We start from the raw sequence: 22447 nt of genomic DNA on the forward strand, positions 1-22447 counted from the left end.
TCAATTCAAGAGGTAGCAGTCATGCAATTGTGGACCCAACGCCGCATGCGAATTCAACAGGCTCAGGCGCAAGGACGCCGTCAGCGCGGCTTCACGCTGATCGAAATCATGGTCGTGATCGCGATTCTCGGCATTCTCGCCGCGCTGATCGTGCCGAAGATCATGAGCCGCCCGGACGAGGCGCGCCGCGTCGCCGCGAAGCAGGACATCGGCACCATCATGCAGGCGATGAAGCTGTATCGCCTCGATAACGGCCGCTATCCGACGCAGGAGCAAGGCCTGCGCGCGCTGGTCGAAAAGCCGTCGACCGAGCCGGTGCCGAATAACTGGAAGGACGGTGGCTATCTCGAGCGCCTGCCGGCCGATCCGTGGGGCGGTCAGTATCAATATCTGAATCCGGGCGTGCACGGCGAAATCGACGTGTTCAGCTACGGCGCGGATAACAAGGCCGGCGGCGAAGGCAACGATGCCGATGTCGGCTCGTGGCAATGACCGTCTGACGGCAGACGAAGGAAAGCGGCGTGAACAGGCACCGACATACGCGACGCAACGCGGGCTTCACGCTGCTCGAAATGCTCGTCGTGCTGGTGATCGCGGGCTTGCTGGTGTCGCTCGCGTCGCTGCAACTGACGCGCAATCCGCGCACCGATCTCAACGAGGAAGCGCAGCGTCTCGCCCTGCTGTTCGAATCCGCGGGCGACGAGGCGCAGGTGCGCGCGCGGCCGATCGCGTGGCAGCCGCTCGACGGCGGCTTTCGCTTCGACATCCGCACGGAAGACGGCTGGCGCCCGTTGCGCGACGACCTCTTGCGCCAGCGGCGCTGGGAAGGCGGCGTGACCGGCGTGTCGATCCAGTTCCTCGACTCGGACAAAACGGTGAGCCGGCTCGTGTTCGGCACCGAAGCCATCGACGCGCCGATGGAAATCACGCTGTTCTCGGCCGTGGGCCGCGTGACGATCGTCGGAAGCGGCAACGGCCGCTATCAGGTGCGGTGATGCGCGAACATCGTCGGCATCAGCGCGGCTTCACGATGATCGAAGTGCTCGTCGCACTGGCGATCATCGCGGTGGCGCTCGCCGCATCGGTGCGCGCGGTCGGCTCGCTCGCGACGGGCGAAGCGGACCTGCACCGGCGGCTGCTCGCGGGCTGGAGCGCGGACAACGAGCTCGCGCAACTGCGGCTCTCGCATCAGTTTCCGCCGATCGGCTCGCGCACTTTCGACTGCTCGCAGGGCAATCTGAAGCTCCTGTGCACGCAGCGCGTGAGCCAGACGCCCAATCCGATTTTCCGGCGCGTCGAGATGTTCGTCTCGACGCCCGGCCGCTCCGGGAATCTGGCGCAAATGGTCACGGTGGTGGCGAATGAAACGAACCGCTCGCTCTGACCGCGGCAGAAAGCAGCGCGGCTTCACGCTGCTGGAGATGCTGATCGCCATCGCGATTCTCGCGGTGCTCGCGGTGCTGTCGTGGCGCGGGCTCGACTCGGTGATCCGCGGCCGCGCGACGATCGAGAACGCGATGGAAGACGAGCGCGTCGTCGCGCAATTGTTCGACCAGATGCGTATCGACGCGCGCCAGGCCGCCACCGACGACGAAGCCGGCCAGCCCGCCGTGCAGGTCGGCAACGGCTCGCTGCAGATCGTGCGCGGCGTGTTCGCGCCGGGTACGCCGCCGCGGCTTCAGGTAGTGCGCTACCGGCTGTCGAACGGGCGCATCGTGCGCTTTGCGTCGCCGCCGCTGTCGAACGTCGGCGAAGTGCGGCGCGCGCTCTCGTCGGGCGATACGGGCGATGGCTGGAGCTCGATTCCGTTGATGGGCGGCGTGGCCTCGCTCGCGACGCGCGTCTACATTCCGGAAAAAGGCTGGACGACGCGCATGACCGACGTGCTCGCGCAGATCAACCAGAACGGCAACAACCTGAAGGTGCCGCAACTCGGCAACGCGCCGCTGGCGCGCGCGGTGTCGGGCATTCAGATCGCGGTCGGCGCGCGCACGCTCGCGACGCCGCTCACGCGCGTGTTTCTGGTCGGAGAATGAGCATGCGCGCTCCAAATCCGAAGAGGCAACGCGGCGTCGCGATCATCAGCGCGCTCCTGGTCGTATCGCTCGCGGCGATTCTCGTGTCGGGCATGCTGTGGCGCCAGCAGGTGCAGATTCGCCGCATCGAGAATCAGCGGCTGCTCGCGCAGGCGCAGTGGATTTCGCGCAGCGCGCTCGACTGGACGCGCCTCATCCTGCGCTCGGAAGCCGATACCTCGCCCACGGTCACGTATCTCGGCGGTGTATGGGGCGTGCCGATCGCGAAGACGAAGCTGTCGGATTTCCTCGGGCAGATCGGCGAAGTGCGCGCGCAGCAAGGCGCATCGACCTATTTGTCCGGCTCGATCGAGGACGCGCAGGCGAAGTTCAACCTGCGCAATCTGGTCTCGACGCCGACGCCCGGCGTGCTGACCATCAACGTCGCGCAGATTCAGGCGTTCCAGCGGCTGCTCACGATGCTCGGCATCAACGGCTCGCTCGCGAAGACGGTGGCGCTGCAGATGCGCGCGGGCCTCGCGCGCTCGGCCACGCGCTTTCAGACGCAGACGGGCAACAGCGCGACCACGGCGGCGGGCACGAACAACGAAGCGACGACGCTGGCGGCGATCGCGCAAGGCGGCGGCACGGGCGGCGGCAATTTCACCGACGATCCCGGACTGAAGGACGCGGACAGCAACGCGCCCGTCGCGCCTTTGCAGATGATCACCGTCGATTCGCTGCTCGACGTGCCGGGTTTCTCGCCGGAAGCGGTCGCCAAGCTTCGGCCGTTCGTCACCGTGCTGCCGACGACGACCGCCGTGAACATGAACACCGCGCCCGCCGAAGTGGTGGCGGCCGTGGTGCCGGGGATGAACCTGTCGCAGGGACAGGCGTTCGTCGCGCGCCGGGAGACGGTGTTCTTCCACGATGTCGGCAACGTGCAGCTCGCGCTGACCGGCGCGGGCGTCAAGACGGTGTCGATGGACCCGAACGAGATGGACGTCACCACGAAGTATTTCGTGATCCACGGTCGCGTCGAACATGAACGCGCGCAACTGGAGCGCACGACGCTCGTGTATCGCGACCCGACGACGCATACGACGCGCATCGTCTACACGCGCGATGCGCTGTGAAGACGTGCCGCAGTCATTGATGAGAGGAAGTGGCCATTGAGCACACTGATCGTTTTATTACCGCCGCGTGATCCGGCGGTGCGCTCGGAAGAGTGGCATCTGCCGGATCTGCCGTTTTTGCTGCTCGACAAGCGCGGCGCGCCGCAGCGCGTCGGCCGCGCGGCGCTCGGGCTTCTGCCGCGTGCGAGCGCGACCGTGCTGATCGTCGCGGCCCGCGACACGCTCCTGCTCGCCGCTTCCATGCCGCCGCTCAAGGGGCCGCGCTTGCGGCAGGCGCTGCCGAACGTCGTCGAGGATCAACTGATTCAGGATCCGCAGACGTGCCACATCGCGGTCGATCCGGTCGAACTCGCGGATGGCAAGCGCGTGCTCGCCGTGATCGATCGCGGCTGGTTCCGCTTCGTGCTGGGCGCGTTTTCGGGCGCGGGGCATCGCAATGTGAAGGCCGTGCCTGCCATGCGCTGCCTGCCGGTCGCGGCTGTGCCGCCTGTTGCAGAAGCCGCGGAAGGCGAGGCAACGGAGGCGCCATCGACGCCCTTCATCGCGGGGCTGCTCGGTCAGGTCGTCTCGACCGCGCCTGCGCTGATCGGGGAGCTGGCCGCGCCCTCGCCGGCCGCGCTCGGTGCGCCGCGCATCGAAATCGCGATTGCGCGCGGCGAACGCGCGGCGCTCGGCGAAGGCCTCGCGCTGCCCGCCGATTCGATTTCAGCGACACTCGCGGCACTCGCGGGCGATCATCCCGTGACGCTCTATTCGCTCGCCGATCTTCCCGGCGACGAGCCGCGCCTGTCGGGTTCGCGCAATGCCGCAGCCGCGGTCGCCGGCGCGCAGCCCGTCACATTCGAAACGCTCGCGCGCAATGCCGTCGCGAGCCGCTTCGACTTGTGCCAGTTCGAATTCGCCGCGCAGCCGTGGCGGCTCGACCGCGCGACGATGCGGCGCCTGCGCGTGCCGATCGCGCTCGTGGCGGCGTCGATCGTCGTGTCGATCATCGGCATCAACGTGCAATGGCTGCAACTCGCGCGTCAGCGCGACGCGATTGCCGCGCAGGAAACCGATCTGCTGCTCAACACATTTCCGAAAACGACCGTCGTGCTCGACGCGCCCGATCAGATGACGCGCAATCTCGATCGCCTGCGTGTGGCGTCGGGCGAGCTGTCGCCATCGGATTTCCTCTCGCTCGCGGACGGACTCGCGCGCTCGCTCGGGCCCGTGCCGGTGAACGGCGTCGCGGCCCTCGATTATCGCGACCGTCATCTGGAAGTGACCTTCAAGCCGGAAACGAAGGTCGATCCCGACCTGACGAAGCGCCTCGCCGCGAACGGCCTGAACGGTTCGATCGATAGCAACACCGGCAAATGGACGATCAGGAGCGGCCAATGAAAGCGGAAATCGCACGTTCACTGTCGGAATTCTGGGAAGTGCGCACGCCGCGCGAAAAGACGCTCCTGATGTGGGGCGGCCTCGCGCTCGGCCTCGCGCTCGTGTATCTCGTGCTGTGGGCGCCCGCCTACGAAGGCCGCGCGCGGCTGCGCGAAAGCCTGCCCGTGATGCAGCGCCAGCTCGCGACGATGACCGCGCAGGCCAACGACGCGCGCTCGCTCGCGCCCGCCGCCGAAGGCGTGATGCCGACGGGCGGCGCGTTGCGCGATGCGCTCGCGAAGTCGCTTGCCGACAACGGCATGCAGCCGACGCAGATCCAGGTGATCGGCGCGGCGGTGCAGATTCAGTTGAAGAACGCGTCGTTCCCGAACTGGACGATGTGGCTCGACGACGCGCGCAAGCAGTTCAAAGTGCAGGTATCGGAGGCGCACGTCACGGCGCTGAAGCCGGATGGCCAAGTGGATCTGACGGCGTCGCTGCAACCGGCCGGCGCGAAATGAGTTACTGGACGCGACGTTTCCGGCTCGCGCTGCCGGCGCTTTTCGTGATGGTGATATCGGTCGCCGGCACGCTGCTCGCCATGATGCCCGCCGCGTGGATCGTGCCGCAATTTTCGAAGGCCACGGGCGGCCACGTGAACCTGGTCGATCCGGCGGGCTCGCTGTGGAGCGGCTCGGCCACGCTGATGCTCGCCGCGGGCAACGACGGCGCGGGCGCGACGCTTCTGCCGGGGCGCATCGAATGGACGACGTCCTTTCTGCCGCTCTTCACCGGCCGCGTGCACATGACGATGCGCCAGACCGACGCGATGCCCGACGCCGTGACCGTCGATGCCACGACGCGCGGCGCGACAGTCACGCCAGGCCAGATCGCCGTGCCTGCGACGCTGCTCGCGGGTCTGGGCGCTCCGTTCAACACGCTCGACTTCGATGGCAGCGTGCGGCTTTCGTGGACCGAGTTCCGCTTGCTCAACCGCAACACGTACGGCCAACTGGTCGTCACGCTCGACGACATGGCTTCGCGCGTCTCGCGTGTCAAGCCGCTCGGTTCGTATCGCGTGGCGCTGCAGGCGCAGGGCGCATCCGCGACGATCGATCTTTCGACGAGCAAAGGGCCGCTCATGCTGACCGGCAACGGCTCGATCTCGCCGGAATCGACGTCGTTTCAGGGCACCGCGACGGCTGCGCCGAATCAGCGTGAAAACCTCGCAGGCCTTCTGAACCTGCTCGGCCGTCATACCGATCCGGATACGGTTGCGCTGACCTTCATGCGTTAAAAATCAGCGATTGGCGGTTTGCGTCGCGCTTGCAGCGGACGCAGCCGCGGCGGGCGCTTCCACGCCGCCCGTTTCGCGATTCATTTGCGCGACATCCCAGCCGCCGCCGAGCGCCTTCACCAGTCCCACCGACGACACCATTCGCTGCCCCGCGATATTCGCCAGCTTCTGCTGCGCGGTGAACGCGGTGGTCTGTGCGGTCAGCACGCTGATGAACGCGACCGTTCCCGCCTTGTACTGATTGTTGATGATCGCGAGCGCCTGCTGCGCCGATTCGACGGCCTGCTGCTGCACCACGATTTCCCTTTCCAGAATGCGCAGCGACGCGAGATTGTCTTCGACGTCCTGGAACGCGGTCAGCACCGTTTGCCGATACGTCGCGACGTTCTGGTCGTAGGCGGCGCGCGCGGCTTCCGTGCGCGCGGAGCGCAGGCCGCCGTCGAAAATGGTCGCGGCGATGTCCGGCCCGAGCGTCCAGAAACGTGACGGCGCGCGCAGCAATTGCGACAGCACCGAGCTTTCGAAGCCGCCCTGTGCGGAGAGTGTGAGCGTCGGAAAATAGGCGGCCATTTCGATGCCGATTTGCTCGTTTGCCGCCGCCGCCTTGCGCTCCGCCGATGCGATATCCGGCCGACGCTCGAGAATCGCGGACGGCATCTGCACGGGCACGGTGGGCGGCGTCGCGTCGAGCGGAATCGGCGGAAGCGAGAAGGTCGAAGCCGGCTCACCGACGAGCACCGCGATCGCATGTTCGAACTGCGCGCGCGCGACGCCGTTGTCGATGGCGGAAGCTTGCGCGGATTGCAATTGCGTCTGCGCCTGAATCACGTCGGAACGCGCGACGATGCCTTGCGCGTACTGATTCTGCGTGAGCTTGAGCGATTGCTCGTAGGCTGCGACGGTTTCGTCCAGAAGCTTCTGCTGCGCGTCGAGCGAGCGCAACTGGAAATAGTCTTGCGCGAGCGTGGCCTGCGCGGACAGCCGCGCGTTGGCGAGATCGGCGGCGGCGCCCTGCTGCCCCGCCGTTTGCGCGGCGACGGTGCGCGACACGCTGCCCCACAGGTCCGGTTCCCACGATGCGTCGAGCGCGAGGCTGAACTGGTTGTTCACCGAACCCTGCTGACCGAAGCTGGAACTGTTGGTCGACCGGTTGCCTGCGCCGGTTCCGGAACGCGAAGCCGAAGCCGACGCGCCGATCGTCGGGAAATATGCCGCGCGCGCCTCGCCGACGAGCGCACGCGCCTGCCGGTAAGCGGCCGCGAACTGCGCAATGCTTTGATTCGACTGATTCAGACGCGCTTCGAGGTCGTTGAGGCGCTCGTCGTTATAGACGGTCCACCAGGTTCCGCGATCGGCCTGGTCGCCGGGCTGCGCGACCTTCCAGCCTTCGGGCGCTTCCTTGTAGCTGGCCGGGATCGTTGCCGCGGGGCGCTGATAATCGGGGCCGACCGCGCAACCGGCGATGAAGACCGCAAGCGTGGCGGCGAGCGCGGCGGCGGTCAGCGGGCGCGTAACGGGGAAAGCGGGAAAGGCGGGGCGATGCGGCATCTGCTTGTCGGAATTCCTGTCGGCGCCGCGCCTCCGAAGCGACGGACGCGGCAAGCCGAAATGGTAACGGAACGCGACGGGCGCTTATCATGCGCGCTCGTCAGGCAGACGTTAGCGTAACGGGTTCGCCGTAAGGCGGGTGTTACGCGGCAGCGGGAATAGGTTACGACGCGTTACGGGTGGGTCACGCGCCGCTGGCGCCGCCGCCGGGGCACGGCGCGGCGAGAAGGGATCGGGAGGGCGCCTTCGTCGGCGCGGATGCCGTCGCCTTGCGCCGATGCCGGTTCTCGAACCATCCCATGCCCAGCACCACGAACGAACCGCCCGGAAGCAGGAACACGATCAGATACAACGCGAGTTTCCACGAGCTCAGCTTCGGCGGGACGAAGTGACGTGAAGCGTTGGCGAGCATGCTGCTGATGGGGCCGAAGCGTCGGCGGGCGGTGCGAACAAAGCGGGTCATTGGAAGGTCTCTCGGGCGTCGGCGAACGACGGCAGGCGGTCAGAACATAGTCTCGGGCGGCGCATCAAGCGCATAACTCGTTGCATAGAATAATATTGACTGTGCAACTACTTTTCAAGATACTGCTGATTGCTTTTTCGGAATTGTTGCCTTATAGAGACGCGACCTAGTCGCAGACCTGCACCAGCCGCTTTCCACGTTGCATGAATAGCGAACCGCTTTACGATCCCGCCACGATTCAGCTCGAAACGAGCCTCGGCTATTACCTCGCCAAGGCGCGCAATGTACTCATCATGCGAACCGATCAGGCGCTGAAGCCGCTCGACCTCACATCGCCGCAAATCGGCGTGATGCTCATGCTGGCGTCGGGGCGGGCGCGCACGCCGCTCGAGTTGTCGCGCGAAATGTCCTACGACAGCGGCTCGATGACGCGCATGCTCGACAGGCTCGAAAAGAAGGGCTTCGTGAGCCGCGCGCGCAGCGAGGCGGATCGGAGAGTCGTCGAGCTCAGTCTGACGGAGCGCGGACGCGATGCCGCCAAGCGTTTACCGGTGATCGGTGCGGCGGTGCTCAATGAGCAGTTGCGCGGTTTCAGCCCCGCGGAACTGGACCTGCTGATTGCGATGCTCGCGCGCATCATCGGAAACACGCCGGCGGGCGATTGCGCTCCATGCACGCTCGATGACGATCTAGCCTGATTAACCTGACAAAATTCGGCGTCTATAGCGCCGCTTTCACTGTCTGGGCAGAGAATGCCGCGACAAGAAATAGTTTGCGTGCGATGCGCGTTTTGAGCGCCGTCCACGCGCCGGAGAACTGAAAGATGTCTACATCCTCGACCAGCACGCCCGCAACCCCGCCCACGCCCATGCCGCTCACAGGCGGCATCCTCGCCCTCTTGACGATGGGCCTCGCGCTCGGCACCTTCATGGAAGTGCTCGACACGTCGATCGCGAACGTCGCGGTGCCGACCATCTCCGGCAATCTGGGCGTCGCGACGAGCGAAGGAACATGGGTAATCTCGTCGTACTCCGTCGCGTCCGCGATTGCGGTGCCGCTGACCGGTTGGCTCGCACGCCGCGTCGGCGAGGTGAAGCTGTTCACCATTTCCGTGCTGCTGTTTTCGATCGCATCGGCGCTCTGCGGCCTCGCGCACAACTTCGAATCGCTGATTGCGTTCCGGCTGTTGCAAGGTCTCGTGTCCGGCCCGATGGTCCCGCTGTCGCAAACCATCCTGATGCGCAGCTATCCGCCCGAAAAGCGCGGCCTCGCGCTCGGTCTCTGGGCGATGACCGTTATCGTCGCGCCGATCTTCGGCCCGGTGATGGGCGGCTACATCACCGACAACTTCACCTGGCCGTGGATCTTCTATATCAATGTGCCGATCGGCGTGTTTTCGGCGGCCATCGCGTTCTTCCTGCTGCGCGGCCACGAGACGAAGACAACGAAGCAGCGCATCGACGGCGTCGGGCTCGCGCTGCTCGTGATCGGTGTCGCGAGCCTGCAGATGATGCTCGACCTCGGCAAGGACCGCGACTGGTTCAGCTCCAGCTTCATCGTGACGCTGGCAATCGTGTCGGCGGTGTCGCTCGCCTTCATGTTCGCGTGGGAGCTGACGGAGAAGGAGCCCGTGATCGATCTTTCGCTTTTCCGCGACCGCAATTTCGCGATGGGCGTGCTGATCACGTCGCTCGGCTTTCTTGCGTTCTTCGGCTCGGTCGTGGTGCTGCCGCTGTGGCTGCAGACCGTGCTCGGCTACACGCCGTGGCTCGCGGGCCTTGCCACCGCGCCGGTCGGCATTCTCGCGCTGGTGCTGTCGCCGATCATCGGGCAGAACATGCATCGGCTGAATCTGCGTGTGGTCGCGAGTTTTGCGTTCCTCACGTTTGCCTTCGTGTCGCACTGGAACTCGACTTTCACGCTCGACACGCCGTTTCACCAGATCATCTATCCGCGGCTGATTCAGGGTATCGGTGTCGCGTGCTTCTTCGTGCCGATGACGACGATCACGCTGTCCAGCGTCTCCGACGAGCGGCTTGCAGGAGCGGCGGGTTTGTCGAACTTTTTGCGGACCTTGTCAGGCGCGATCGGCACCGCGGTCAGCACGACCTTCTGGGAGAACGACATGATCCGCCATCACGCGCGGCTCACCGAATCGGTCACGCCGTATTCGGCCGGCACGACGGCATACTCGGATCTGCTTTCGGGACTCGGCCTGTCGGGACAGGCGCTGACGGCGCAACTGGATCGCGTGGTGTCGGCGCAGGCGTACATGATGTCAACCAATGACTTCTTCCGCATCTCGTTCTATGCGTTTCTGGTGCTGGCCGTGATGGTCTGGCTGACGCGGCCGAAGAAGGGCGCGTCAGCCTCGATGGGACACTAGATTATTGAGGCGTGAGCGGCGCCGCCGACTGGCCCGGCTGGCTTTCGAGGTTGAGCGGAACCGGCTGATCCAGCGGACTGACCTGCACGCCGCTCGGCGCAGGCGCGGGTGCAGGTGCGGCGGGCGGCATCGTACCGGCCTGCGGCGTCGCCGTTTTCCGCAGCCCGGGACCGTTTCGAATGAACTGCTTGAAGTCGGCGCCCGCCTCCCACGGATTCGGCTGGCAGCCGAGCGGATTGTCGCAATGCGCCGCGAAACCGATGGTCGCGGTGCCCTCGTTGGTCGGCGTCTTGGTGATCTGGTACGCGAGCGCGCGTTTGCCGCTCGACGGCCCGGCGGTCTGGATAATCGAATCCGTGACGGTCTGCAGCTTGTACTCCGAATGGTTGGTCACCCACACTTGCGCGCGCGCCCACCACGCGTCGCATTCGGCCTTGCTCATGCATGTAAGCGGTTGCGTGGCCTGCTCCATCGTGGTGCTGCTGACCTGATCCTGCACCGCGCACCCGCTCAAAAGCGCGAGCGCCGCCGCCCCCAGCGCGACTGCGCCGAAGAACTTCTTGTTCATTGCACCCCCGATCGTCGAAAAGTCGGCCATATTTTGACTCGTCAAATCGGATGACGTTGTGACGCGTTTCCCTCTGTTGCATAAGCCGGTAGGAATTGCCGGCGCGCCGAGGCGCTGAGGCGGAAAATCCTGCTCGAAGCAACAGGCGCGATCACGCGCTCGCGGGATTTAGCGTGTAGACCTGATACGCCGCGATGAAGGCATCGAACGATTCGGTGTCGCGGCTTTCGACCACCGCCTGTTCCACCAGCGATTTTGCAGCAAGCTCTTCCATCGCGCGCTCTTCGTCGACGGAAAGCGGCCGTGCGCGGAAGCCTTCCGCGTGCCGCGCGCTGAGTTCGAGCGCAAACTCGTCGAAGGTTTGCTGCTTGTCGCGCATCGTGTGCAAGACGCGAGCGGACGGCGTGAGCGATGCATCGGCGATACGCGGCCGCAGCGCCCCGAGTGCGCGCGTGTGTTCGTCGTTGCCGTTGAGCGCGTCGAGTGTCTTCGCGACGGGTTCGATCGCATCGAAAAGCGCTTCGGCCCACTGCTGCATCGGCACGCTTGCGCCATCACGTTGCAGCGCGAGCCCAGGCTTGCGCCCTTCCTTCGCCACCGTGCTGAAATTGCCGTTCGCCTCGATGTTGGCGTCGTACGACAGCAGCGGGCTGTCCTCCAGTGCGCAGTAGAGCAGATAGGCGTCGAGGAAGCGCGCCGTCTCCAGCGAGATGCCGGTCGGCTCGAAGGGATCGATATCGAGGCAACGCACTTCGATGTACTGCACGCCGCGCTCAGCCAACGCGTGCAGCGGACGCTCGCCCGAGTGCGCGACGCGTTTCGGGCGGATCGTCGAGTAGAACTCGTTTTCGATCTGCAGGACGTTTGCGTTGATCTGCACCCATTCGCCGTTGCGCCGCGTGCCGATGGCTTCATACGGCGCATACGGCTGGCTCACGGCTTTGGCGAGCACATCGAGATAGGCGTCGAGGTTGTCGTAGCTCGGCAGCAGGTCCGCCTGCGCGGGATTGTTCGCGTAGCCCAGATCGCTCATGCGCAGGCTGGTCGCGTGCGGCAAGTAGAACGTGTCGCCATCGAATCTTTCGAGATGATGCGCCTTGCCTTCGACGAAGCGCTTGTTCAGCGCCGGCGATGCGCCGAACAAATACATCAACAGCCAGTTCGTGCGACGGAAGTTGCGGATCAGCGCGAAGTAGCGTTCGGACTGGAAGTCTTTCGCGGATAGCGTGCTGGTCTTGTCGAGCGCCTGCCATGCGCGCCACACGTCTTCGCTGAGCGAATAGTTGTAGTGGATGCCCGCGATGCATTGCATCGTGCGGCCATAACGCAGCGCGAGCCCGCGCCGGTACACATTCTTCAACCTGCCGATATTCGAGGTGCCGTAATAGCCGAACGGAATCTCGTCCTCGGGCGGTAGCGAGTTCGGCATGGAGTTGTTCCACAGCAGCTCGTCGCCCATGTGCGCGTAGGCGAAGCGATGCAGCGCGTCGAGGCGATCGAGCGTGATCGACACATCGGATTCGGCGGGCGTGATGAGCTCGACGAGCGCCTCGGAATAATCGGTCGTGATGAGCGGATGCGTCAGCGCCGAGCCGAACGCGCGCGGATGCGGCGTCACGGCGAGCTTGCCTTGCGGCGTCACGCGCAGACTTTCTTTCTCGATGCCGCGCAAGCCTTGACGCAACGCGTCGGCGTGCGGGCCGGACGCGAGCGCGGCAAGCCTGCGCTCGAAAGCGCCGGCCTTGGTGTGAGCGGAATTCTTGTTTGCCATTGAAGCGTTCTGCGAGGAGCGCGAGCGGCGTGCGCCCGGTCGTATTTTTAGGGTAGCGGGCACTTTAACATCTCGGTGTAAGGCGTGCTTGCGCCCAGAACTGGCAAGGGATTGCGGGGTTTTCGGGACGTTCGCGGGACGCGTGGCCGCGCGGTGGAGCCGGTTCGCGCGGCTCGCGGGGGAGATCGAAGCGCTCGCGCGTCTGTCGACGGCGAGCGCCCGTGCTTTATGCGACCTTGTTGGTTTCGTTGTGCGCGCGCTCGGTTTCGAGCAACGCTTCCTTGCGCGGCCTGCCCCAACGATAGCCCGCGATCGCGCCGTCCTTGCCGATCACGCGATGGCACGGAATCGCGAGCGCGACCGGATTCGACGCACACGCATTCGCCACCGCCCGCACCGCGCCCGGTGTGCCGAGCGATTCGGCGATATCCGTATAACTGCGCGTCTGCCCGTATGGGATGCGGCGCAACGCGTCCCACACGCGCCGCTGGAACGCGGTCGCGCCGATGTCGAGCGGCAAGTCGAAACGCTCGCGCGTGCCTTGAAGATACGCGCGAATCTGCGCGATGAACGGCTCCATCCTCGCTGCATCCTCGACGCGTCCGGCCTGCGCAAAGTCGGCTGCGAGCTGATCGATGAGCGTGTTGGCATCGTCGCCGAAAGCGATCTTGCAAACGCCCTTGTCGGTCGCGGCGACGAGCACCGTGCCGAGCGGCGTCGTGGCGGTCGCGTAACGCACGGTCAGTCCCGCGCCCTTTCGTTTGTACGCGGACGGCGTCATGCCCAGTTCCGCAGGCACGGCTTCGTACATGCGCGATGGCGAACCGAAGCCGGCGTCGTGCGTCGCGCGCGTGACGTCGCGGCCGCGCTGCAACGCATCGCGCAACACGCCCGCCCGCTGTGCCGCCTGATACTGCCGCGGCGAAACCCCGACGATCCGCGAAAACAGGCGCTGCAGATGGAACGGACTGACGTGGACGGCATCGCTCAGTTGCGCGAGCGTCATGCGCTGCTGCGGATCGGCGTCGAGCACCTTGCACGCGCGCTCGACGATCGCCAGCTCGCGCGGCAGGCTCGTCGGCTGGCAACGCTTGCACGCGCGATATCCGGCTGCGACGGCTGCATCGGTCGTCGGAAAGAACTCGACGTTCTCACGACGCGGCGCACGTGACGCGCACGACGGCCGGCAGAACACGCCCGTCGTGCGCACGGCGAAGAAGAAGGCGCCGTCAGCGCGCTCGTCGCGATCGACGACCGCCTGCCAGCGGCATTCGTCAGATGAAAAAACAGGCGCTGCTACGGTTTTCATGATGGACCTCGAGGCTCTTGGGTACGGGACCACTGTAGAGCCACGCAGATGAGGTTACGCGCCGTTTCTTGCTGTGTCATCGGCACGCGGGATTTGAAAAGTGACGCGCAGATACCACAAACGGACGCCATAGGGGTTTGTACCGAAATTTCTATTGCGTCGCATCAACCGTCTGTGTATTATTGGAACTGTCTCCTCCATGTCTCCTCCTGATATGGATTCAGCCCGCCGACCAGGCGGGCTTTTTTTTGCCCGCCTTTTTTGCCACGTTTCAAACGCGGAAGGCACAAAAAACCGGGCTCGCAGCCCGGTTCGTTGCATGCACCGCCGCGGTCGTTACAGCACGTAGCGCGACAGGTCTTCGTCCTCCGCCACCTCGCCGAGCGCGCGGTCTACGTATGCGGCATCGATCCGCACCGGCTGCCCCGTGTGATTGCCCGCCGCGAAGGACACTTCCTCCAGCAACTTTTCGATGACGGTATACAGCCGTCGCGCGCCGATGTTCTCGGTCTTCTCGTTCACCGAAAATGCGATTTCAGCAAGACGCCGGATGCCTTCGTCGGTGAAATCGAGCTCGACGTCTTCGGTTGCGAGCAGCGCCTTGTACTGCTTCACGAGGCTCGCGTCGGTCGAATTCAGGATCGATTCGAAGTCACCGACCGACAGCGAATCCAGCTCCACGCGAATCGGAAAACGCCCTTGCAGCTCGGGGATCAGATCGCTCGGCTTGGCCAGATGGAACGCCCCGCTCGCGATGAACAGGATGTGATCGGTCTTGATCATCCCGTACTTCGTGTTGATGGTCGTGCCTTCGACGAGCGGCAGCAGGTCGCGCTGCACACCCGCGCGCGACACTTCGGCGCCGCCCGCCTCGCTGCGCGACGCGATCTTGTCGATTTCATCGAGGAACACGATGCCGTTCTGCTCGACGTTCTGCACCGCCTTGCTCTTGACCTCTTCGTCGTTGAGCATCTTGCCGGCTTCCTCATCCGTCAGGAGCTTGAGCGCTTCCTTGACCTTTACCTTGCGCCGCGTCTTCTTGCCGCCGCCGATGTTCGCGAACATCGAGCGGATCTGCTCGGTCATGTCTTCCATGCCCGGCGGCCCCATGATGTCCATGCCGACTTGCGGCATTTCCACATCGAGCTCGATTTCCTTGTCATCGAGCGCGCCTTCACGCAGGCGCTTGCGGAAGGTCTGGCGCGTGGCGTTATCGCCTTCGCTGCTCGATTCGGCCGCGCCGAAGCCGACGGGGCGCGCGCTCGGCAGCAGGATGTCGAGAATGCGGTCTTCGGCGCGATCTTCCGCCTTGGTACGCACCTTCTTCATCTCGGATTCGCGTGTCTGCTTGACGGAAATCTCGATCAGATCGCGCACGATGCTGTCCACATCGCGCCCGACGTAGCCCACTTCGGTGAACTTGGTCGCTTCGATCTTGATAAACGGCGCATCCGCGAGTTTCGCGAGACGGCGCGCGATCTCGGTCTTGCCGACGCCCGTCGGCCCGATCATCAGAATGTTCTTCGGCGTGATTTCCTGACGCAACGGCTCGGCGACCTGCTGACGGCGCCAGCGGTTACGCAACGCGACGGCAACCGCCTTCTTCGCGCGTCCTTGGCCGATGATGTGCTTGTCGAGTTCGGAGACGATTTCGGAGGGAGTCATGGTGGTCATCGCTTGGGTCCTTTATTCGATCGTCTCGATGACGCGATTGTGGTTGGTGTAGATGCACATGTCGCCGGCGATGGTGAGCGCCTTTTCGACGACATCGCGCGGCGCGAGATCCGTATTCTCGACGAGCGCCTGCGCCGCCGCTTGCGCGTATGCGCCGCCCGAGCCGATCGCGGCGATGCCGTGTTCCGGGTCGAGCACGTCGCCGTTGCCGGTGATGACGAGCGTCGTGTCCTTGTCGGCCGTGATCAACATTGCTTCGAGCCGGCGCAGCATGCGGTCGGTGCGCCAGTCTTTCGCCAGTTCGACGGCGGCGCGCGTCAGATTGCCCTGATGTTTCTCGAGCTTCGCTTCGAATCGATCGAGCAGCGAGAACGCGTCGGCGGTGCCGCCGGCGAAGCCGACCAGCACCTTGCCGCCATAGATGCGGCGCACTTTCTTCGCGCCCCCTTTCATGACGATGTTGCCGAGCGTCACCTGACCATCGCCGCCCAGCGCGACCTTGCCGTCGCGGCGCACGGAGACGATGGTCGTGCCGTGAAATTGTTCCATGTGCGTTCCTTGTGAAAACCAGAAGGACGCGGGCGGCTTCGTCGTCGAGCGACCGGCCGCCGCGCAGTCGAGAATTCGATGGAGTGCACGGCGCGGGGTTCCGTCAGAGCTCGAGGCCTCGGGCGGACGGCGCCGCGCGCGCGCCAGCCGCGATCAGGCTGTTGCGGGGCGCGTCGAGTGAATTTTAGGGCGGCGGCAGATTTATCAAGGCATGTGGTGTCGTCGCCCGCCGTTTTTACCTGCCGGAAAGCAAAAAGGCACCCCTTCTATGGGTGCCTTTCTCCTGATGCAATTACGTGCGAGCAGCTTTTCGCGGCGGCGTCTTCCCCGTGGCGGGCCGGTCCCGCGACGCTCGCCTGCCGACGACGATTTCAGTCGCCGAAAAGCTTCTGGCGCAGTTCGCGGCGTTCCTGAGCTTCGAGCGAGAGCGTGGCCGTCGGGCGCGCGAGCAGGCGCGGAATGCCGATCGGTTCGCCGGTCTCTTCGCACCAGCCGTAATCGCCCGAATCGATGCGCGCGAGCGATTGCTGCACCTTCTTCAGAAGCTTGCGCTCGCGATCACGCGTGCGCAGCTCCAGTGCATGTTCTTCCTCGATGGTTGCGCGATCCGCCGGATCCGGCACGATCACCGTTTCCCGCAGATTTTCGGTCGTCTGGCCGGCATTCTTCAGAATGTCCGCTTGCAACTGCTCGAGCCGGTTCTTGAAGAAGGCGAGTTGATCCTCGTTCATGTAGTCCTTCTCGCTCATCTTCAGGATTTCGGCTTCGGTCAAGAGTTTCGTTGTCATCTGCTTGCTTCTTCAATGTAAGGCGATGTCTGCGCAACGCCCGCACTTGCGTTACCCGCATGCAGCGCATCAGGACGCTTGGGCTGCGCGACGCGCCGATGCGGGGCCGAACTCCTCTGGAAACCGATCTTGGATGATGCTCCGGATGACCGGGCGCATTCGCATGGCCCCGGATTTCCGGCCCCGGTGCTTTGTCTTGATTTGCCTTCCCCCGGCAAATCGAGGCATCGTCCCGACGGGACATCCCTTTTCCTAACGTCCGCCGAGCGAGCGCCTGAAAGACGCGCATTCAGCGAAACTGCCCTTCTCCAGTGGGGCTGTATTGTAACTGAACCGCAAATTCCGACGATAACCGAGGAAAACCCTGTCAATCGCGCCGGAATTTCAAAAATATAACGCTTGAACGTGCAAAAAGCGATGTCGGTTGGTGCCCGCGGTTACACACGCGCACTAAAAGTCGATCATGAAAAACGCCGCACGCGAGGCAATCGCGTGCGGCGTTTTATTTCGGTGCCCGTTTTTCGCCCGCGCGTGCCGTGCACGATCCAAGCGAGATGCATGCCGGATTACTTCACGAGGCAGGCGTCGAGGCCGTCGGTGATCAGATCCTTCGGAAGCTCGATGCCGATGAACACCATCTTGCTGTTCTTCTTTTCGATCGGCATCCACTTGCCGGCGAGGTCGCTGCCCATCATCTGATGCACGCCCTGGAAGACGACCTTGCGATCGACGCCCTTCATATACAGCACGCCCTTGTAGCGCAGCAGCCGCTCGCCATAGATCTGCAGAATGCCGCCGAGGAAATCTTCGAGGCGGTTCGGATCGAACGGCTTCTCGCTGCGGTACACGAACGACTTGATCTTGTCGTCGTGGTGCGCGTGATGGTGGTGATGTCCGTGCTCGTGCTCGTGATCGTGGCTGTGATCGTGGCCGCAGGTGGAATGATCGTGATCGTCATGCGCGTGGTCATGATCGTGATCGTCTTCGGCGAGGAAGTCCGGATCGATTTCGAGCTTCGAGTTCAGATTGAAGCCCCGCAGGTCGAAAATTTCCTTGATGTCGGCATCGCCGAAATTCACGACCTTGATCGCCGCGCGCGGGTTCATGTGCAGCAGGCGATGCTTCAGCGCTTCGAGTTCGTCGGCCGAGACGAGATCGGACTTCGTGACGAACAGACGATCCGCGAAGCCGACCTGCCGCTGCACCACTTCGTGTTGATCGAGTTGCGAATTCGCGTGCTTCGCGTCGACGAGCGTGATGATCGCGTCGAGCAGGAATTCGTCGGCGACGGTGTTATCCATGAAGAACGTCTGCGCGACCGGACCCGGATTCGCGAGGCCGGTCGTTTCGATCACGACGCGGTCGAAATCGAGCGTGCCCGCCTTGTTGCGATTCGCGAGATCTTCGAGCGCGCGTGCCAGATCGCCGCGGATCGTGCAGCAGATGCAGCCGTTGCTCATCTGGATGATCTGCTCGTTCGTTTCCTGCACGAGGATTTCGTTGTCGATGTTCTCTTCGCCGAATTCGTTCTCGATCACGGCGATCTTCATGCCGTGCTGCTCGTTCAGGATGCGCTTGAGCAGCGTGGTTTTGCCGCTGCCCAGAAAGCCGGTCAGGATGGTTACGGGGATCATGGTGTCGCCTGTGTCCTTGTCTGTAATACGTAGATCGCACTGAATCGGGTATTGAAACATATTTGTCAAGCCGACGCTTCCGTGCTCCGCGCGGCAGTGCATCGCGGCTACATTAGGCCGATCAGGCGATTTGCAACAGCAGCCCTTTCAGGTATTCGCCTTCCGGAAACGCCGTCAGCAGCGGATGATCGACGCCCGCGCCCAGCCGTTTCAGGATCCGCGCATCGACGCGCGCGTCCGCGGCCGCGCCCGCGACGATCTTCTGAAACAGGTCCGAATCGATCGCGCCGGAGCACGAATAGGTGAAGAGCAGCCCGCCCGGACGGAGCAACTTGAAGCCGCTCAGATTGATGTCCTTGTAGGCGCGCGCGGCGCGATCGACGGTTTCCTTCGACGGCGCGAATTTCGGCGGATCGAGCACGATCAGATCGAAGCGCTGGCCTTCGTCGTAGAGACGGCGCAGCGTCTTGAACGCGTCGGCGTCGAGCCACTCGGCCTTTTCGGCGTCGAACCCGTTCGCCTTGACGTTTTCGCGAGCCAGCGCGAGCGCTTCACCGGACGAATCGACGGAAACCACGCGCGTCGCCCCGCCTTTCAAGGCGGCGAGAGAGAAACCGCCTGTATAGCAGAAGCAGTTCAGCACTTCGCGGCCTTGCGCGTTCTGCGCGACGAGCACGCGGTTGTCGCGCTGATCGACATAGAAGCCTGTCTTGTGGCCGTTACGCACGTCGACGTGATAGCGCACGCCGCATTCGTTCGTGATGAGCGTCTCGGGCGGCGCGTCGCCCGCGAGCACGCCGGTCGTCTGTTCGAGGCCTTCCTTCTGGCGGATCGACACGTCCGAGCGCTCGTAGACGTTCGGGCAGCCGGTCGCGGCGATCAGCGCCTGCACGATCGCTTCCTTCCACGCTTCGACGCCCGTTGCCATGAACTGGCAGACGAGCTGCGCGTGCGTGCCTTCGTCCCCGACGTAGTAATCGACGATCAGTCCCGGCAAGCCGTCCGCTTCGCCGAAGACGAGACGCGTGGCGCCGGTGTCCTTCACCATCGTCTGGCGGTGCGCGACGGCGCGCTGCACGCGGCGCTTGAAGAACGCGTGATCGACCGGCTCGCTCTCGTCGAAGGTCCAGACGCGCGCGCGGATTTGCGAGTGCGGGCTGTACGACGCGCGCGCGAGAAGGCGCCCATCGGCGGCGCGCACGGTGACGGTCGCGCCGGGCGCGGGATTGCCGTCGATGCGCGCGATGGCGTTCGCGTAGATCCACGGATGGCGGCGGACGAGCGATTTGTCCTTCGCCGGTTTGAGCGTGATGGTGTTCATTGCATTGATTAATGCAGCGCGCGAGGCACTGTCGGGATCAATCGCGCTTCTTTGCGCGCGGGTGCGCCGCATCGTAGACGCGGGCGAGATGCTGAAAATCGAGCGACGTATAAACCTGCGTGGCCGTGATGCTCGCGTGGCCGAGCAGCTCCTGCACCGCGCGCAGATCGCCGCTCGATTGCAGGACATGCGTGGCGAAGGAATGCCGCAGCACGTGCGGATGCACGTTCGACGGAATGCCGGCCTGCAGCGCGAGCCGCTTCACGCGCTCGCGCACCACGCCGGGCGACATGCGATTGCCGCGCACGGAGAGAAAGAGCGCGTGCGGATCGAGCTTGACGAATTCGCCGCGCACGTCGATCCATGCGCGCAATGCTTCGAGCGCCTTGCTGCCGACGGGCACTTTGCGCATGCGCTTTCCTTTGCCCAGAACCGTGACTTCCGCGTTCGCCAGATCGATCCAGCCCTGCGACGTATGTTCTTTGGTATCGACGTGGCGCACGTCCAGCCCGACGAGTTCGGCGAGCCGCAGGCCCGACGAGTAGAAGAGTTCGAGGATCGCGTGATCGCGCAGTGCTTCGGTCGTGCCGGCTTGCGGCGCGTCCATGAGCCGGCTGGCGTCATCGACGGAAAGCGCTTTCGGGAGCGTCTTTTCGCGTTTCGGCGCGCGCACCGTCGCGACGGGATTCGCGGGCATCTCGACACGCTCGGCGAGCCATCGATAGAACGCGCGCCACGCCGACAGCCGATGCGCGATCGAGCGCGACGACAGCCCGCCCGCATGTGCCCGCACGACCGCGCCGCGGATATCGGCGGCGGTCAGCGACTCGAGCGGACGGTCCTTGGCGAGGGCGCGCAGTTCGCTCAACTCGTATGTATAGCCGCGCAGGGTGTGCTCGGACAGATGCCGCTGATGCTCCAGCATCGCAAGATAGTCGGCGATCACACCGCCTTGGGGGGCATCCTTCGGGGCGTCGGCGGCGTCCATGTTCAGTGCGGCAGCAAGCGGGACAGCGCGGCGCTCGCCAGCGCGCCGATCTGCGTGAGGAAGTCGGTCGCCATGCCGTCGTGGAAGCGGCGCGGATCGGGCGAGCCCATCACGAGCAGGCCGAAGCTCGGCGCATCCGGGCCGGCTTGCGGATCGCGCAGCGCGATCAGCGAGACGGATTCGATCGTACGGTCGGTGTCGGGCGGGCCGTCGCTGGGCGGGACCGTCGCCGATGCCGAATTCACCGCGCCGAGCCACTGCGCTGCCGCGAAGCCCGTGTTCGCGCCGCAGTACGGCGCGGCGAGACTGCTTGTGAATATGCGCACTTCCTCGCCGACCTGACGCGCGAAATCGGCCTGCCGGTACGCTTCGTCGATATCCCACACGCGCAGCGCGGCGTGTGGCACGTCGAAAACTTCGCACAAGCCCTTGCTGATCGTCGCGGGCAACGCGTACGGATCGCGCTGGGAAATCACGCGCACGGTCCAGCGGTTGAACTTGCTCGAGATGCTGTCGTTCTCGTGGCCGTAACGCAGCAGCTCGGCGAGACGCCGTTCGAGTTGCTTGTTCTTGTCGCGCAGCATTTCCATCTGGCGTTCCTGCAGCGACACGGCGGCTTTGCCGTGCGGATTCGAAAGCCGGATGGTGCCGAGCAGTTCCGCGTGCTCGGCAAAGAAATCGGGGTTGTCGAGCAGGTAGTCGGCGACTTCGCGTGGATTCATGGTGACGTGTATGCGTTAGACGATGCGATCGAGCTCGATTTCACCCTCGAAAACGGTCGCGGCGGGGCCCGCCATGAAGAGCGCGGCGGATTCGTCGCGCGCGCCGCTCCAGCTGATGGTGAGCGTGCCTCCATGTGTTTCGACGCGCACGGGCGTTTCGAGCAAGCCGCGGCGGATGCCGGCGGCCACCGCCGCGCATGCGCCCGTGCCGCACGCAAGCGTTTCGCCCGCGCCGCGCTCGTAGACGCGCAGCTTCACCGAATGGCGATCGACGATCTGCATGAAGCCCGCGTTGACGCGCTTCGGAAACCGCGCGTGGCGCTCGATGAGCGGACCTTCGGTCAGGACCGGATAAGCCTCGACATCGTCGACGATCTGCACCGCGTGCGGATTACCCATCGATACGACGGAGATCGGGCGCGTTTCACCATTCACGTCGAGCGGCCAGAGGGTGTCGTTGCCTTCCTTCCGGCCTTCGAGCCCTTGCGCGTCGAACGGGACGCGAGGCGGATCGAACACCGGCGTGCTCATGTCGACGACGACTTCGCCGTTTTCCTGCATCGTCAGCGTGATGATGCCGTTCTGCACCTGCACGCGCACGGTGGATGCGTCGGTCAGCCGGCGATCGCGCACGAACTTCACGAAGCAGCGCGCGCCGTTGCCGCAATGCTCGACTTCGCCGCCATCGCAATTGAAGATGCGGTACTTGAAGTCGACGCCTTCGATGGTCGGCTTTTCGACGAGCAGCAACTGATCCGCGCCCACGCCGAAATGGCGGTTCGCGAGCGCGCGCACTTGCTCCGCGGTCAGATCGAGCGCCTGCGTGTAGCCGTCGAGCACGACAAAGTCGTTACCCGCGCCTTGCATCTTGGTGAATTTGAGTTTCATCGCGCTATTGTATGTGACCCGCCAGCGC

The 22447-nt window shown here is 64.5% G+C and carries 23 protein-coding genes; 10 read left to right on the forward strand and 13 right to left on the reverse strand.

The genetic code is table 11. The features are described 5' to 3' along the window. Positions 1-21: 21 nt before the first annotated feature. From gspG to NCT32_RS13840, 8 genes are read left to right on the forward strand one after another with little or no spacing between them, the layout of a single operon-like run. Positions 22-492, forward strand: a complete 471-nt coding sequence (gene gspG, locus NCT32_RS13805; protein ID WP_061116624.1) for a type II secretion system major pseudopilin GspG — start codon at positions 22-24, stop codon at positions 490-492. A gap of 29 nt (positions 493-521) precedes the next feature. Next, the gene (locus NCT32_RS13810) at positions 522-995 is read left to right on the forward strand and encodes a GspH/FimT family pseudopilin (RefSeq protein ID WP_035499420.1); all 474 of its coding nucleotides are present in this window, start codon (positions 522-524) and stop codon (positions 993-995) included. Continuing rightward, the gene (gspI, locus tag NCT32_RS13815) at positions 995-1384 is read left to right on the forward strand and encodes a type II secretion system minor pseudopilin GspI (protein WP_061116625.1); all 390 of its coding nucleotides are present in this window, start codon (positions 995-997) and stop codon (positions 1382-1384) included. Before NCT32_RS13810 ends, gspI begins: the two co-directional genes overlap by 1 nt. Beyond that, a complete protein-coding gene (locus tag NCT32_RS13820; protein WP_086960773.1) occupies positions 1362-2036 on the forward strand; it encodes a type II secretion system protein J in 675 nt (224 codons plus the stop codon). The genes gspI and NCT32_RS13820 overlap by 23 nt, the downstream gene beginning before the upstream one ends. Beyond that, positions 2033-3151 carry a type II secretion system minor pseudopilin GspK gene (gene gspK / locus NCT32_RS13825; RefSeq protein WP_061116627.1) on the forward strand — a complete coding sequence of 373 codons (1119 nt, stop codon included), beginning with the start codon at positions 2033-2035 and terminating at the stop codon, positions 3149-3151. The genes NCT32_RS13820 and gspK overlap by 4 nt, the downstream gene beginning before the upstream one ends. A 36-nt stretch (positions 3152-3187) precedes the next feature. Next, positions 3188-4534, forward strand: coding sequence for a type II secretion system protein GspL (gspL, locus tag NCT32_RS13830; RefSeq protein WP_061116628.1), 1347 nt, complete (start codon positions 3188-3190; stop codon positions 4532-4534). After that, entirely contained in the window at positions 4531-5034 is a 504-nt protein-coding gene (gspM, locus tag NCT32_RS13835; RefSeq protein ID WP_061116916.1) for a type II secretion system protein GspM, read from the forward strand. The genes gspL and gspM overlap by 4 nt, the downstream gene beginning before the upstream one ends. Continuing rightward, the gene (locus NCT32_RS13840) at positions 5031-5810 is read left to right on the forward strand and encodes a type II secretion system protein N (protein ID WP_061116629.1); all 780 of its coding nucleotides are present in this window, start codon (positions 5031-5033) and stop codon (positions 5808-5810) included. The genes gspM and NCT32_RS13840 overlap by 4 nt, the downstream gene beginning before the upstream one ends. A gap of 3 nt (positions 5811-5813) precedes the next feature. Here NCT32_RS13840 and NCT32_RS13845 read toward each other — a convergent pair whose 3' ends face one another. Together NCT32_RS13845 and NCT32_RS13850 are read right to left on the reverse strand one after the other, a co-directional pair. Next, positions 5814-7358: an efflux transporter outer membrane subunit gene (locus NCT32_RS13845; protein WP_061116630.1), complete on the reverse strand. Its 1545-nt coding sequence runs from the start codon at positions 7356-7358 to the stop codon at positions 5814-5816. A 184-nt stretch (positions 7359-7542) separates the two neighbouring features. Beyond that, positions 7543-7821, reverse strand: a complete 279-nt coding sequence (locus tag NCT32_RS13850) for a hypothetical protein (RefSeq protein WP_061116631.1) — start codon at positions 7819-7821, stop codon at positions 7543-7545. Positions 7822-8024: 203 nt separating this feature from the next. On the opposite strand from NCT32_RS13850, the gene NCT32_RS13855 reads away from it, so the two are divergent. After that, on the forward strand, positions 8025-8519 hold the full coding sequence (locus tag NCT32_RS13855) for a MarR family winged helix-turn-helix transcriptional regulator (RefSeq protein WP_061116632.1): 495 nt from the start codon (positions 8025-8027) through the stop codon (positions 8517-8519). Between the two features lie 125 nt (positions 8520-8644). Further along, a complete protein-coding gene (locus tag NCT32_RS13860) occupies positions 8645-10207 on the forward strand; it encodes a DHA2 family efflux MFS transporter permease subunit (RefSeq protein ID WP_061116633.1) in 1563 nt (520 codons plus the stop codon). 1 nt (position 10208) lies between these two features. Here NCT32_RS13860 and NCT32_RS13865 read toward each other — a convergent pair whose 3' ends face one another. The 11 genes from NCT32_RS13865 to dapF all read right to left on the reverse strand — a co-directional run bounded on the left by NCT32_RS13865 (position 10209) and on the right by dapF (position 22419). Further along, the gene (locus NCT32_RS13865) at positions 10209-10775 is read right to left on the reverse strand and encodes a hypothetical protein (RefSeq protein WP_250477239.1); all 567 of its coding nucleotides are present in this window, start codon (positions 10773-10775) and stop codon (positions 10209-10211) included. A gap of 151 nt (positions 10776-10926) precedes the next feature. Continuing rightward, entirely contained in the window at positions 10927-12546 is a 1620-nt protein-coding gene (gene gshA / locus NCT32_RS13870; protein ID WP_061116634.1) for a glutamate--cysteine ligase, read from the reverse strand. Between the two features lie 226 nt (positions 12547-12772). Further along, positions 12773-13855 (reverse strand): bifunctional DNA-binding transcriptional regulator/O6-methylguanine-DNA methyltransferase Ada, encoded by a 1083-nt coding sequence (ada, locus tag NCT32_RS13875; RefSeq protein WP_061116635.1) that lies wholly within the window; start codon positions 13853-13855, stop codon positions 12773-12775. A gap of 336 nt (positions 13856-14191) precedes the next feature. After that, positions 14192-15529, reverse strand: coding sequence for an ATP-dependent protease ATPase subunit HslU (gene hslU / locus NCT32_RS13880; protein WP_061116636.1), 1338 nt, complete (start codon positions 15527-15529; stop codon positions 14192-14194). A 12-nt stretch (positions 15530-15541) separates the two neighbouring features. Then, positions 15542-16078 (reverse strand): ATP-dependent protease subunit HslV, encoded by a 537-nt coding sequence (gene hslV, locus NCT32_RS13885; RefSeq protein WP_061116637.1) that lies wholly within the window; start codon positions 16076-16078, stop codon positions 15542-15544. Between the two features lie 371 nt (positions 16079-16449). Further along, on the reverse strand, positions 16450-16866 hold the full coding sequence (dksA, locus tag NCT32_RS13890) for an RNA polymerase-binding protein DksA (RefSeq protein WP_035499449.1): 417 nt from the start codon (positions 16864-16866) through the stop codon (positions 16450-16452). Positions 16867-17432: 566 nt separating this feature from the next. After that, entirely contained in the window at positions 17433-18500 is a 1068-nt protein-coding gene (locus tag NCT32_RS13895) for a GTP-binding protein (protein WP_061116638.1), read from the reverse strand. 121 nt (positions 18501-18621) lie between these two features. Continuing rightward, complete coding sequence (locus NCT32_RS13900; RefSeq protein WP_061116639.1) at positions 18622-19821, reverse strand: class I SAM-dependent rRNA methyltransferase; 1200 nt, start codon at positions 19819-19821, stop codon at positions 18622-18624. Between the two features lie 37 nt (positions 19822-19858). Further along, entirely contained in the window at positions 19859-20809 is a 951-nt protein-coding gene (gene xerC / locus NCT32_RS13905; protein ID WP_061116640.1) for a tyrosine recombinase XerC, read from the reverse strand. A gap of 2 nt (positions 20810-20811) precedes the next feature. Continuing rightward, positions 20812-21531, reverse strand: coding sequence for a DUF484 family protein (locus tag NCT32_RS13910; protein ID WP_250477240.1), 720 nt, complete (start codon positions 21529-21531; stop codon positions 20812-20814). Between the two features lie 15 nt (positions 21532-21546). Further along, positions 21547-22419, reverse strand: a complete 873-nt coding sequence (gene dapF, locus NCT32_RS13915; protein WP_061116642.1) for a diaminopimelate epimerase — start codon at positions 22417-22419, stop codon at positions 21547-21549. Positions 22420-22447: the final 28 nt, after the last annotated feature.

It is taken from the genome of Caballeronia sp. INML2 (assembly GCF_023631365.1).
GTDB lineage: Bacteria > Pseudomonadota > Gammaproteobacteria > Burkholderiales > Burkholderiaceae > Caballeronia > Caballeronia turbans.